Source organism: Pseudomonas sp. LFS074 (genome assembly GCF_047978165.1).
GTDB lineage: Bacteria > Pseudomonadota > Gammaproteobacteria > Pseudomonadales > Pseudomonadaceae > Aquipseudomonas > Aquipseudomonas putida_P.
In genome coordinates, this window is the sequence record NZ_JBFPFV010000003.1 from 371,820 (window position 1) to 383,927 (window position 12,108).

Here is a 12,108-nt window from a genome sequence, read left to right on the forward strand (position 1 = left end):
TCTCGCAGTCATCAGTGGGTCTGGCCCAGGGCCGAAGGGGCCTTGAGGTCATCGGAAGGGGCGCCTTTGGGGCGCATGCGTACGAAGAAGATGGCGATGGCTGCAAGCACCGAGGTTACCGCCAGGCCGTACAGCCCACCCTGGATCGAGCCGGTTTGCTGCTCCAGCAGGCCAAAGGTGGTGGGGGCGACGAAGCCGCCGAGGTTGCCGACCGAGTTGATCAGGGCAATGACCGCTGCCGCGATACGGGCATCCAGGTAGCCCTGGGGGATTGGCCAGAACAGCGACGACGCCGACTTGAAGCCAATCGCGGCGAAGCACACCGCGACGAAGGCGAACACCGGCCCACCGGTAGTGGACATGAACATGCCGATGGCGGCGACCAGCAGGGCACCCGCCACCCAGGCCTGCTGGAATTTCCAGCGTGTGGAACCGGCGGCGAAGGCGTACATGGCCAGGATCGAGATCAGCCACGGGATCGAGTTGAAGAACCCGACCTGCATGTCACTCAGATCGCCCATGCGCTTGATGATGCTCGGCAGCCAGAACGTGGCGGCATAGATGGTCAACTGGATGCAGAAGTAGATCAGGCAGAACAGCACGATCTGGCGGTCCTTGAGCAGGCTCCAGGCCGACGGTTTGACAGCGCCAACGGCCTCGCGTGCTTGCTGCTCGCGGTCGATGGTGGCGACCAGTGCGTCCTGTTCGGCCTTGCTCAGCCACTTGGCATCTTGCGGCTTGGAGTCGAGCCAGAAGAACACGAAGAAGCACAGCACCACCGAGGCCATGCCTTCGATGAACAGCATCCACTGCCAGCCATGCAGGCCCAAGCCCTGAAGCTGCATCAGCGCCCCGGCCAGCGGCCCGGAAATCAACGAAGCCAGTGCCGAACCGCTGAGGAAGATGGCAATGGCCTTGCCGCGCTCGGCAGCCGGCAACCAACGGGTGAAGTAGTAGATCACCCCTGGGAAGAACCCCGCTTCGGCCACACCCAGTAGAAAGCGCAGCACATAGAACTGGGTTTCGTTCTGCACAAAGGCCATGGCCGTGGCCACCAGCCCCCAGGTGAACATGATGCGGGTCAGCCACAGGCGGGCACCGACCTTTTGCAGCAGCATGTTGGAGGGCACTTCGAACAGTGCGTAGCCGATGAAGAACAAGCCGGCGCCAAAGCCGAAGGCCGCAGCGCTGATGCCCAGGTCACTTTCCAGGTGCGGGCGGACAAAGCCGATGTTGACGCGGTCGAGGTAGTTGACGATGAACATGATGACGAACAGCGGCAGTACGTGGCGCTTGACCTTGGCCACGGCGCTGGCCAACGCGTCGCCGTCATGTCGGCCAGACGGAGCGAGGGTGTCGTTCACTTGCGGATCTCCCACTAATTGTTTTTGTGCGGGTCGAGGTTGTCTGACATGGCAGTGGGGGTGAGCATATGCGCCGCGCAGTTGTACGACAAGCTCACTAACGTCGGTAAATCCTCAAAATACAAGCCATCACAATGGCAATCTGCTTCGATTATGCAAAAACACTTAACCTACGCGTTGACTTGATCACGTGAAAAACCAGCAAAAAATATTTCTATCGATTAACTTGTCGTACAAGTACAACAGTCAGCGGATGGCACATGGAACCCGAACACGCCCGTAAACGCGGCCACAGCCGCGCTCATGACCTGGTTTCCAGCCTGACCCAGCACATTTTGCTGGGCACCTTCAAACCGGGCGACAAGTTGCCCTCGGAAAACACCCTGGTGCGCGAGCACGGAGTCAGCCGCACGGTGGTGCGCGAAGCCTTGTCCAAGTTGCAAGCTTCGGGGCTGGTGGAGCCGCGCCACGGTATCGGTACGTTCGTGATGGAGCGCCAGGCCCAGGCCGGCCTGCGCGTGGCGGCGGAAAGCGCGGCGAATGTGCGTGATCTGCTGGAACTGCGTATTGGCCTGGAGGGTCAGGCCGCCGCATTGGCCGCGCTGCGCCGTGACGAGGGGCAGCTGGCACGCATGCGCCAGGCGCTGGATGACTACCAGGACCTGGCCGCAGCTGGCGACAGTTGCATCGAAGCCGACCGGCGCTTTCACCTGCTGATTGCCGAGGCCACTGGCAACCTGTATTTCACCGAGATGCTGCTGCAGCTAGGCAACGGCCTGATCCCGCGTAACCGCATGGCCCTGGCCGAACGCTCCGGGGCCAAGCTGGCGCGGCAAGCCTACCTGGCCAACCTGGAGCACGAGGCGATCCTCAATGCCATCCGCCGACAAGACCCGGATGCGGCGCGGGCGGCTGTGTGCCTGCACCTGTCCAACAGCCGCGACCGGTTGCTGCCAGGTTGATAATCATCCGACTGGCGCATCCCCCCTGTGTAGGAGCGGCCTTGTGTCGCGAAAGGGCCGCGAAGCGGCCCCCGGTCATCAGCTATATCGCATAAATCGGGGGGCTGCTTCGCAGCCCTTTCGCGGCACAAGGCCGCTCCTACAAGGGACCGCATCTGGCCGGTTTTCAAGCCACCGCCCGGTCCACCAGCACCTGCAGGCGCCCCTGCGAACAGCGCTCCACCCGGGCCACCACGCCATACACCTCAGCCAACAGCCCCGGCTGCAGCACATCCACCGGCGCCCCGCAGGCCACCACCCTGCCCTCACGCAACACCACCAGCCAATCTGCGTGGCTGGCTGCCAGGTTGATGTCATGCAGCACCGCCACCGCCAGCAACCGATGCGCCTGCACGCGTTCGCGCACAGCGCCCATCACCCGCAACTGGTAATGCAGGTCCAGCGCACTGGTCGGCTCGTCTAGCAACAGCACCTGTGGGTTGCGTGCCAGCAACTGGGCCAAGGCCACCAGCTGCCGTTGCCCGCCAGACAAACTGTCCAGCGAGCGCTCGGCCAAACCCTCGATGCCCAACTGGCGCAACGCATCGAAGGCGCAGCCCAGCAGATCGCTGCCAGCGCTCACGCGCAAGGCCGCAACAATGCTTTCCAATACGCCCAAGGCGATACCCGGCGGTAGCTGCTGGGGCATATAGGCCAGGCGACGTGAGCGCTCGGCAAAGCCCAGGCGCGTCACATCCTGCCCATCCAGGCGCAAACCACCGCGCATCCGCTCCAGCCCTGCCAAGGCACGCAACAACGTGGATTTGCCCGCACCATTTGGCCCGACCAGCGCTACCAGGCTGCCGGCCGGCAACGCCGGCAGGCTCACCCCCTGCAGGATCTGCCGCGCGCCGTAGGCCACCGAAACACCCTCGATCAACAGGCTCACAACCTTCTCCCCCGGCGGAACACCAGCACCACGAATACCGGCACGCCCACCAGCGCGGTAACGATGCCCACCGGCACGATCACCCCCGGCAAGATCGCCTTGCTGACAAGCGACGACAGCGACAGCATCAACGCCCCCACCAGCGCACTGGCGGGCAGCAGGAAGCGTTGGTCCTCACCGACCAGCAGCCGGGCGATGTGCGGCCCGACCAGGCCGACAAAACCGATGGTGCCGACGAATGCCACCGCCGTTGCCGACAACAGGCTGATGCGCAGCAGCGAGGCAAAACGCAGGCGCCGGGTATCGACGCCAAAACTGCGCGCACGGTCCTCGCCCATGCGCAGCAAGGTCATGGCCGGTGCCGCTCGTAGCGAGAACGGCAACAGCAACCCCAGCACCAGGGCCAGCATGCCAAGCTTGTGCCAGTCGGCGCGGGCCAGGCTACCCAAGGTCCAGAACACCAGTTGCTGCAGCACATCCTCGGTGGCCAGCAATTGCAGCAACGAGACCAACGCATTGCAGCTGAACACCAAGGCGATGCCAAACAGCACCAGGCTCTCGACCCCGGCGCCACGCAACCGCGACATGGCCTGCAACAGCACCACCGACAGGCAGGCGAAGATGAACGCCATCACCGTCACCTGGGCGCTCGGCGCCAGCCAGGCAATGCCCAGTGGGTAGGCAATCGCCAGCGAGGCGCCGAGTGCCGCCGATGACGACACACCCAAGGTGAAGGGGCTGGCCAGCGGGTTGTCTAGAATCGCCTGCATCTCGGCACCGGCAAGCGCCAAGGCCGCCCCCACCAGCACCGCCATCAGCGAGTACGGCAGGCGCACGTTCCAGATGATCACCCGCTCGGTGGCACTCAACGTCGCCGGGTCGAAGACGCCATGCAGCAATTGCCCCAGGCCCATGCCCGAGGCACCGCTGGCCAGGTCGCCCAGTACCGACAACAACAGCAACAACGCCAGCGTGAAGACCAGCAAGGCCCGCCGCCACAACAGGCGACGATAATGCCAGGCTGCCAACGCCGCGCCTTCGTGGGCCAGCGCGGTCACCTGGCATCGACCCAGTACTGGCCGTCCAGGCCGACCTTGAGCATGCGGTTGATTTCACCCATGGTTGCCTGCGGGTCGAGCGCCTTGAAACGCTCCGGGTGTACCCATCGGGCCATGGCCTCGACCGCCAGGATGTTGAAGGGCGAGTTGTAGAAGTCATGCCACAAGCCATGGGCCTGGCCAGCCTGGATCGGCCGCAGCGGGGCGAACTCGGGGCGCGCGGTGATCTTCGCCAGGCTCTGGCGTGCCGTATCGGTGGAGACGCCAGCCCCCAGCAGCACCCCGGGCGCGCGGTTGCCGGTGGCGATGTACACGTCCGGGTCGGCTTGCAACACGTACTCGACACTCACATCACCCAGCGCCCCAGGCACCACATCGGCACCAATGTTGTGCCCGCCTACGGCTTCGACCACGCTGCCCAATCCGCTCTTGCCAGTGGTATGCCCCGGTGCCTGCCACACGCCAGCCAACAGTTCGAGAAACACCTTGGGCCGCTCGCTTTCCTTGATCCTGGCCACGCCGTCGGTTACCCGCTTCAGGTGACGGTCGTACAGGTTCAGGTACTCCGCCGCCTGCGGCTCACGCCCCAGCAGCGTGCCCAGTGCCTGCATGCTCACCCGGGTATTGCGGATCGGGTGCACGCGAAAGTCGATGAACAGCACCGGCACCCCGGCCTTTTCCAGTAGATCGGCCACCGGGCTGTGCTGGGTCGGGCCCTCACCGGCGATGCTGAAAATGGCCAGGTCGGGCTTGAGCGCCAGTATCTGCTCAGCGCTCACGCTCTGCTCGGACGCCTGGCCGATCAGCGGCAACTTGGCCACTTGTGGGTACTGCTGCGCATACACCTCATAGGTATGCGGGTCGAGCAGGCGCATGTCGTTCTGCCAGCCAACCACCCGCTGGAACGGGTTGTCACGGTCAAGCAAAGCCAGCGCGAAGAACAGGCGCCCTTCGCCAAGCACGATGCGCTGAGGCGGGTGGTCAACCTCGACCTTGCGCCCGAGCACGTCGGTCACTTGCATGGCGCTGGCAGGTTGGATGAAGCCGAGGCAGGTAGCCAACAGCAAGACAGGCAGCAAACGCTGCCAGAAAAGGGGAGTCGGGCACATCGGGGCATCCTCTTGAAGAGAACCAATCGCAACAGAGCGGGGCATTCTAGCCAGCCGCCCTGTGCTGCCGATGTGCGCGAATGTATTGGCTTGTAGGGTGGCCGTTACATCCAGCCGCCCTCACCTATCCTCACCAAGTCAGGCAGATCTTGCCGAAATGCCGGTTGCTCTCCTGGTAACGGAACGCCTCGACGATCTGCTCCAACTCGAAATGCTTGTCCACCACCGGGCGCAGGCCGTTGGCATCGATCGCCCGCACCATCGCCTGCTGCTGCGCACGGCTGCCTACCAGCACCCCTTGCAGGCGAATCTGCCGCACCAGCGCCTGCACCAGCGGCAACTGCCCAGCCACCCCGGTGAGGATACCGATCAGCGAAACATGCCCACCGATGCGCGCGGCAATCATCGACTGCTCCAGCGTCGCCGGGCCACCCACTTCGATCACATGATCAACCCCGCGGTTGCCCGTCAGCTCACGCACTTTCTCACCCCAGGCCGGGGTGCTCTTGTAATTGATCAGGTGGTCGGCACCCAACGCTTTCAGGCGCTCCAACTTGGCATCGCTGGACGAGGTGGCGATCACTGTGGCGCCGGCCAGCTTGGCGAACTGCAAGGCGAAAATCGACACACCGCCAGTGCCCTGCACCAGAACCGTGTCGCCGGGCTTGAGGTGATCATCACTCATCAGCGCGCGCCAGGCGGTAAGCCCGGCGGTGGTCAGGGTGGCCGCTTCGGCATGGCTGAAACCCTTGGGCGCCAGGGTGAACGCAGTGGCACGGGCGGTGACCTGCTCTCGGGCGTAGCCATCGAGGCCGTCGCCAGGCACCTGGGCAAAGCCCTCGACATTGGCCTGGCCATCGAGCCAATCGGGGAAGAAGGTGCTGACCACGCTGTCGCCGACCTGGAACTCGGTAACGCCAGCCCCCACCGCGACCACCTCACCGGCGCCATCGGCCATGGGGATGCGCCGCTCGCTCGGGCCCCACATGCCGCTGACCACGGCGAAATCGTGGTAGTTGAGGGAGCTGGCGTGCAGGCGCACGGTGATCTCGCCGGCCTTGGGGGCCAGGGCCTCGCTGGTGCCGACCTCGACCTTGTCGTAGCCGCCGCCGGGTTGTACGTAGATGGCCTTGCTGGTCATGGGTAGGTCTCCGTATCAGAAGAAAGAATGGGGTTCAGCATAGACAGGTCCGGCCCTTTCGCGGGCATGCCCGCGAACAGACCCGCATTGCCAATACAAGAATCAGCCCAGCATCACCTTCAATGCCTGGCAATCGGCCGCATGCCAATCCACCAGCTCCGGCCACGGGTTATCCGGCAGGTTCACCAGCACCGTGCGCGCCCCCGCCGCCCGTCCACAGTCCAGGTCAAAGCGGTAATCCCCCACCATCACCAGCTCACTGGGCGCCACGCCCCAGGCACTGGCAATTTTCAGTAACCCATCCGGGCTCGGCTTGGGCGCCGCTTCGTCACGCCCGAGAATGTGCTCCACCGCGAAGCAGTCCGCCAGGCCGATGGCCTCCAGCGTCACATGCGCAAGCTCACGCGCATTGCGGGTAAGAATACCCAGCCGGCAACCGCGCTCGGCCAGTTCGCGCACCAGTTCCACCGCCCCGGTGGCCGCCGTGGAGGCAACCGCCAGGTCCCGCTCGTGCTCCAGCAACCAGGCATGCTTGGCTGCCGCCTCATCAGCCGGCAGCGCCGCCAGGTGGGTGAGGATGTCGTGCTCGGCCGGGATGTCCAACGCCACGCGAATGGCGGCAAAGTCGTGCACCGCCACGGTCAAGGTGCCGTCCATGTCGAACACCCAGTTGCGCACCTCGCCAAGGAGGCTCATGCCCAATCCTTGCGATGACGAATCAGGCCTTCCTGGCTGGACGATGCCACCAGTTGCCCGGCCTGGTTGAAGATGCTGCCGCGGCAGAAACCACGGGAATTACCGGCCCAGGGGCTATCGGTTGCGTACAGCAGCCATTCGTCAGCGCGCAGGTTGCCATGGAACCACAACGAATGGTCGAGGCTGGCGATCTGCATGTCGCGCTGCCACACCGACTTGCCATGGGGCAGCAGCGCAGTGGTCAGCAGGCCGAAATCCGAGGCGTAGGCCAGCAGGTACTTGTGCAGGGCGGGTACGTCAGGCAGGTTGCCGTCGGCGCGGAACCAGGCGTACTTCACCGGGTCGCCGGGCTTGGGGTTGAACGGGTCACGCTCGGTGACCGGGCGGATCTCGATCGGCTTGGCGCACAGCACTTTGTCGCGAATGCGCTCGGGCAACTGGTCGGCCATGGCGCGGGCCAGTTCTACTTCGGTCGGCAGGTTTTCCGGGCCGACCACCTCTGGCATCTGCGCCTGGTGCTCGAACCCTTCCTCGTCGTACTGGAACGATGCGCTGCAGGTGAAGATGGTCTGGCCTTTCTGGATCGCCGTCACCCGCCGGGTGCTGAAACTGCCGCCATCGCGCACGCGGTCCACCGAGTACACCACCGGCAGGCTGGCATCGCCCGGGCGCAGGAAGTAGCCGTGCAACGAATGCACATGGCGCGCGTCCTCGACCGTCTGGCTGGCTGCCGACAACGACTGCCCCAGCACTTGCCCACCGTACAGCTGGCGGAAGCCCAGGTCCTGGCTGCGGCCACGGAACAGGTTCTCCTCGATGGCTTCGAGGCTCAACAGGTCGACCAGGTCGTCCAACACATGACTCATCGGGGGTTCTCCGTAGGAGCGAGCTTGCTCGCGATGCGCCGCCCGAGCGGCGCTCGATCTCACAGGCGCTGAACGTGCAACATGCAGCGCCTTCCAAGTGGGCAAATAATACAGGGTTTGTCATTGGTGCCGGGCATGGCCATGCATTCAGGGGCGCAGGGTGCGCTCCCAATGGGTGCGGTCGATGCGGTACAGCACATGCGGGCGCAGCGGGTGGCCCTCAGGCAGGCGGGGGTGCTCGAAACTGCCCTGCGCGTCCTGCTGCATACCGATGGCTTGCATGACCTTCTGCGACGGCAGGTTGCTCTCGCTAGTGAACGACACCACTTCCTCCAGGCGCAATTGGGCGAAAGCACAACGCAGGCAGGTCCACGCCGCCTCGCTGGCAAAACCCAGGCCCCAGTGACGGCGGGCCAGGCGCCAGCCAATCTCCACAGCGGGGGTGAAATCGGCCTCGAAGCCCACGTGCAGCAAACCGGTCATGCCGATGAACGCGCCGCTGTCCTTGCGCTCAAGGGCCCACAAACCAAAACCGTATTCATTGAAGTGCCCGCGCACCCGACCGATCAATGCAGCGGCTTCCAGACGCGTCAGGGGCGCCGGGAAGTAGCGCATCACCTGCGGGTCGGCGCACAGCGCGGCGAACTCGCGCAGGTCGTCGTCGTGCCATTGGCGCAGCACCAGCCGTGCGCTTTCCAGTTCAAGGATGGGGGTCATGGGGCCTGCTCCGGTTTTGCCGCCTTGCAGTGTACAGCGTAGGCGCGGGCTCGGCTTTCACCCAACCGGTAGCCGCCGAATGCAATTTTCACACGCCCTTCACCGGCCCCCGACAGGCCCCTCAGCACAATGCCGCCATCTCTGCCGCGCCAGACGCGGCCATGCCAACGGAGCTACGCATGCAATCGAGCAATACCCTGGGGCACGCTGCCATACACACCCGGCGCAAGCGGCGCCTGTCTCGCAAAGCCCTCGGTGCCGCCCTTGGCCTGTGCATGGTCGTGGCGGCGTTGACCACCTGGCTGGCGACGAGGACGCATATCGTGGACCTTGGCAACGAGCAACAACTGAGTGACAGCGGTTTACTGCAAGACTGGGCCGAAGGCGCGGTGATCGTGATGATCCGCCACGCCGAACGCTGCGACAGCGCACCCGGCCCCTGCCTGGACGACCCCACCGGTATCACCGTCAGCGGTAGCCAGGCCGCAACCCGTGTTGGCCAAGGGCTGAACCGGCTGGGCCTGCACAACGCCGACCTGCTGACCAGCCCGAAACTGCGCACCCGGCAAACCGCGCACTTCATCCTCGGTCAGGCGGTGGCCAGCGAAGGCTGGCTGGAAACCTGCGACAGCCAGTTCGCCAGCGAGGCGCTGGCGCGCAAACGTGCGGGGCACAACCTGGTGCTGGTGACCCACAACGGCTGCATCGACCATTTCGCCCGCCAGCAGAACGTTGCCGGTGGCGAGCGTCAAAGCAGCTACGCCAGCGCTTTGTTCGTGTCGGTGGATGGCGATGGCAAGGCGCGCATCCTAGGGCGCCTGAACGAGCCGGACTGGCAACGCGTATTGGCCAGCGCAGGACGATAACTGGCAAGATCAGCACTGGCCCCGATTGTGAACACCCCATGCCGCTGCCGCTGATCTACCACGAAGACTACAGCCCGGAGTTCCCCGCCGAACACCGCTTCCCGATGGACAAGTTCCGCCTGCTGCGCGACCACTTGGTCGACAGCGGGCTGACCACCGACCAAGCCCTGCTGCGCCCGGACATCTGCCCCAACGACATCCTCGCCCTGGCCCACGACCGCAGCTACATCGAGCGCTACATGAACGGCGAGCTGTCGCGCGAGGACCAGCGCCGCCTCGGCCTGCCCTGGAGCGAGGCGCTGGCCCGGCGCACCGTGCGCGCCGTCGGCGGCTCGCTGCTCACGGCCGAAATGGCCCTGCAGCACGGCATCGCCTGCCACCTCGCCGGTGGCACCCACCATGCCCATTACGACCACCCCGCCGGCTTCTGCATCTTCAACGACCTCGCGGTGATCAGCCGTTACCTGCTGGCGGCTGGCCGGGTACACCGGGTGCTGATTTTCGACTGCGACGTGCACCAGGGCGATGGCACCGCGCGCATCCTGCACGACACGCCAGAGGCCATCACCGTGTCGCTGCACTGCGAGCAGAACTTCCCGGCCCGCAAGGCGCAAAGCGACTGGGACATCCCCCTGCCCCGTGGCATGGGCGATACCGCCTACCTGAAGGTGGTGGACGACGCCCTCAATTACCTGCTGCCGTTGTATCAGCCCGACCTGGTGCTGTATGACGCCGGCGTCGATGTGCACAAAGACGACGCCTTGGGCTACCTGCAACTGACCGATGCTGGCGTTGCCGCCCGTGACGAAGCCGTATTGCGCCACTGCCTGGGCCGCGATATCCCGGTGGTGGGCGTGATCGGCGGTGGTTACAGCAAGGACCGCGCAGCCTTGGCCAAACGCCACGGCATCCTTCACCACAGCGCAGCACGCGTCATCGGTTGTTCACAATGACTGTGGAACCGCTTGTGGATAACCTGCGGGAAAGGCGCTACAGCCCTTTGATGGCAAGGCCTGCAGACTTCTGAGCATTTTTTGACCAGTGCTTCCATGGCCAGCGCTGCGCTAGAATGCGCCTCTTTTCCACAGCCTGCTGCCCACCATGCCCGATCTGAACCCCGCATCCTCTCCCCTCGCTGTCGTCATCGGTGGCGGCCCTGCCGGCTTGATGGCTGCCGAAGCACTGGCCCAGGCAGGCCTGTCAGTCGAGGTGTTCGATGCCATGCCTTCGGTTGGGCGCAAGTTCCTGCTGGCGGGCGTCGGCGGCATGAACATCACCCATTCCGAGCCCTACTCGGCGTTCGTGGCCCGCTATGCCGAACGCCAGGGCGAGATCGAGGCGTTGCTGCGCGACTTCGATGCGGACGCATTACGCCAATGGATTCACGGCCTGGGCATCGAAACCTTCGTCGGCACCTCGGGCCGGGTGTTTCCGACCGACATGAAAGCCGCGCCGCTGCTACGTGCCTGGCTCAAGCGCCTGCGTGACAACGGGGTAGTTATCCACACCCGTCATCGCTGGCTGGGCTGGAACTCCGATGGCGCCTTGCGGATTGCTTATCCACAGGGCGAACGGCTGGTGAAAGCCGCCGTCGTGGTGCTGGCACTGGGGGGCGCCAGCTGGGCGCGACTGGGCTCCGACGGCAGCTGGCAACCGCTGCTGGCCGAACGGGCTGTGGATATCTCGCCTTTGCAGCCGAGCAACTGCGGTTTTGAAGTAGACAGTTGGAGCGCCTTGCTCAAGGACAAGTTCGCCGGCGCGCCGCTGAAGAACATTGCCCTCAGCGTACCGGGCAGTGCACCGCGCAAAGGCGAGTTCATCCTCACCGCGCAAGGTGTGGAGGGCAGCCTGGTGTATGCCTGGTCGGCTCCGCTGCGCGAGGCCATCAACCGTGACGGCCGTGGGCTGCTGTTGCTCGACCTGCTGCCGGACAAGCCTGTGGACAAAATTGCCCAGGCACTGGCCAAGCCACGCGGTTCACGCTCCATGGCCAAGCATCTGCACAGCCAGTTGGGTATCGATGGGGTCAAGGCGGCACTGCTGCGGGAGCTGACTGATCACGCGAGCTTTGCCGACCCGCAGGCGCTGGCCCGATCGATCAAGGCATTGCCGATCACGTTGGTGCGTACACGGCCGCTGGATGAAGCGATCAGTAGCGCCGGCGGGGTGCGTTTCGAGGGGCTGGATGAGGGGTTGATGGTCAAGGGCATGCCGGGGGTGTTCTGTGCCGGCGAAATGCTGGACTGGGAGGCGCCGACCGGGGGGTATTTGCTAACGGCGTGCTTTGCCAGCGGCTTGCGCGCCGGGCGAGCGGCGGCGGATTGGGTTAAGCCGGTTTCCTGAAAGATTGCCGGGGCTGCTGCGCAGCCCTTTCGCGACACAAGGCCGCTGCCACAGGTAC

The 12,108-nt window shown here is 64.8% G+C and carries 12 protein-coding genes; 4 read left to right on the top strand and 8 right to left on the bottom strand.

The window, feature by feature from the left end:
* Positions 1-11: 11 nt before the first annotated feature.
* On the bottom strand, positions 12-1,364 hold the full coding sequence (locus ACNQP3_RS25680; RefSeq protein ID WP_060494254.1) for an MFS transporter: 1,353 nt from the start codon (positions 1,362-1,364) through the stop codon (positions 12-14).
* A 260-nt stretch (positions 1,365-1,624) separates the two neighbouring features.
* On the opposite strand from ACNQP3_RS25680, the gene ACNQP3_RS25685 reads away from it, so the two are divergent.
* Positions 1,625-2,326, top strand: coding sequence for a FadR/GntR family transcriptional regulator (locus tag ACNQP3_RS25685; RefSeq protein ID WP_012274295.1), 702 nt, complete (start codon positions 1,625-1,627; stop codon positions 2,324-2,326).
* A 166-nt stretch (positions 2,327-2,492) separates the two neighbouring features.
* Here ACNQP3_RS25685 and ACNQP3_RS25690 read toward each other — a convergent pair whose 3' ends face one another.
* The 7 genes from ACNQP3_RS25690 to ACNQP3_RS25720 form a co-directional block, all read right to left on the bottom strand.
* Positions 2,493-3,254, bottom strand: coding sequence for an ABC transporter ATP-binding protein (locus tag ACNQP3_RS25690; RefSeq protein WP_060515619.1), 762 nt, complete (start codon positions 3,252-3,254; stop codon positions 2,493-2,495).
* Positions 3,251-4,312, bottom strand: a complete 1,062-nt coding sequence (locus tag ACNQP3_RS25695) for a FecCD family ABC transporter permease (protein ID WP_012274297.1) — start codon at positions 4,310-4,312, stop codon at positions 3,251-3,253. Before ACNQP3_RS25695 ends, ACNQP3_RS25690 begins: the two co-directional genes overlap by 4 nt.
* Positions 4,309-5,421 carry an ABC transporter substrate-binding protein gene (locus ACNQP3_RS25700; protein ID WP_264316587.1) on the bottom strand — a complete coding sequence of 371 codons (1,113 nt, stop codon included), beginning with the start codon at positions 5,419-5,421 and terminating at the stop codon, positions 4,309-4,311. Before ACNQP3_RS25700 ends, ACNQP3_RS25695 begins: the two co-directional genes overlap by 4 nt.
* A 130-nt stretch (positions 5,422-5,551) precedes the next feature.
* Entirely contained in the window at positions 5,552-6,562 is a 1,011-nt protein-coding gene (locus tag ACNQP3_RS25705) for a zinc-dependent alcohol dehydrogenase family protein (protein WP_012274299.1), read from the bottom strand.
* A 102-nt stretch (positions 6,563-6,664) separates the two neighbouring features.
* Positions 6,665-7,258: an HAD family hydrolase gene (locus tag ACNQP3_RS25710; RefSeq protein ID WP_012274300.1), complete on the bottom strand. Its 594-nt coding sequence runs from the start codon at positions 7,256-7,258 to the stop codon at positions 6,665-6,667.
* The gene (gene tesB / locus ACNQP3_RS25715) at positions 7,255-8,124 is read right to left on the bottom strand and encodes an acyl-CoA thioesterase II (protein WP_012274301.1); all 870 of its coding nucleotides are present in this window, start codon (positions 8,122-8,124) and stop codon (positions 7,255-7,257) included. Before tesB ends, ACNQP3_RS25710 begins: the two co-directional genes overlap by 4 nt.
* 147 nt (positions 8,125-8,271) lie before the next feature.
* Positions 8,272-8,841 carry a GNAT family N-acetyltransferase gene (locus ACNQP3_RS25720; protein WP_012274302.1) on the bottom strand — a complete coding sequence of 190 codons (570 nt, stop codon included), beginning with the start codon at positions 8,839-8,841 and terminating at the stop codon, positions 8,272-8,274.
* Between the two features lie 179 nt (positions 8,842-9,020).
* Between ACNQP3_RS25720 and ACNQP3_RS25725 the strand changes: the two genes are divergently transcribed.
* The 3 genes from ACNQP3_RS25725 (at position 9,021) to ACNQP3_RS25735 (ending at position 12,050) form a co-directional block, all read left to right on the top strand.
* A complete protein-coding gene (locus ACNQP3_RS25725) occupies positions 9,021-9,707 on the top strand; it encodes a histidine phosphatase family protein (RefSeq protein ID WP_060494258.1) in 687 nt (228 codons plus the stop codon).
* A gap of 38 nt (positions 9,708-9,745) precedes the next feature.
* Positions 9,746-10,660 (top strand): histone deacetylase, encoded by a 915-nt coding sequence (locus ACNQP3_RS25730; RefSeq protein WP_012274304.1) that lies wholly within the window; start codon positions 9,746-9,748, stop codon positions 10,658-10,660.
* Between the two features lie 148 nt (positions 10,661-10,808).
* The gene (locus ACNQP3_RS25735) at positions 10,809-12,050 is read left to right on the top strand and encodes a TIGR03862 family flavoprotein (RefSeq protein ID WP_060494259.1); all 1,242 of its coding nucleotides are present in this window, start codon (positions 10,809-10,811) and stop codon (positions 12,048-12,050) included.
* The last annotated feature ends 58 nt before the right edge of the window (positions 12,051-12,108 follow it).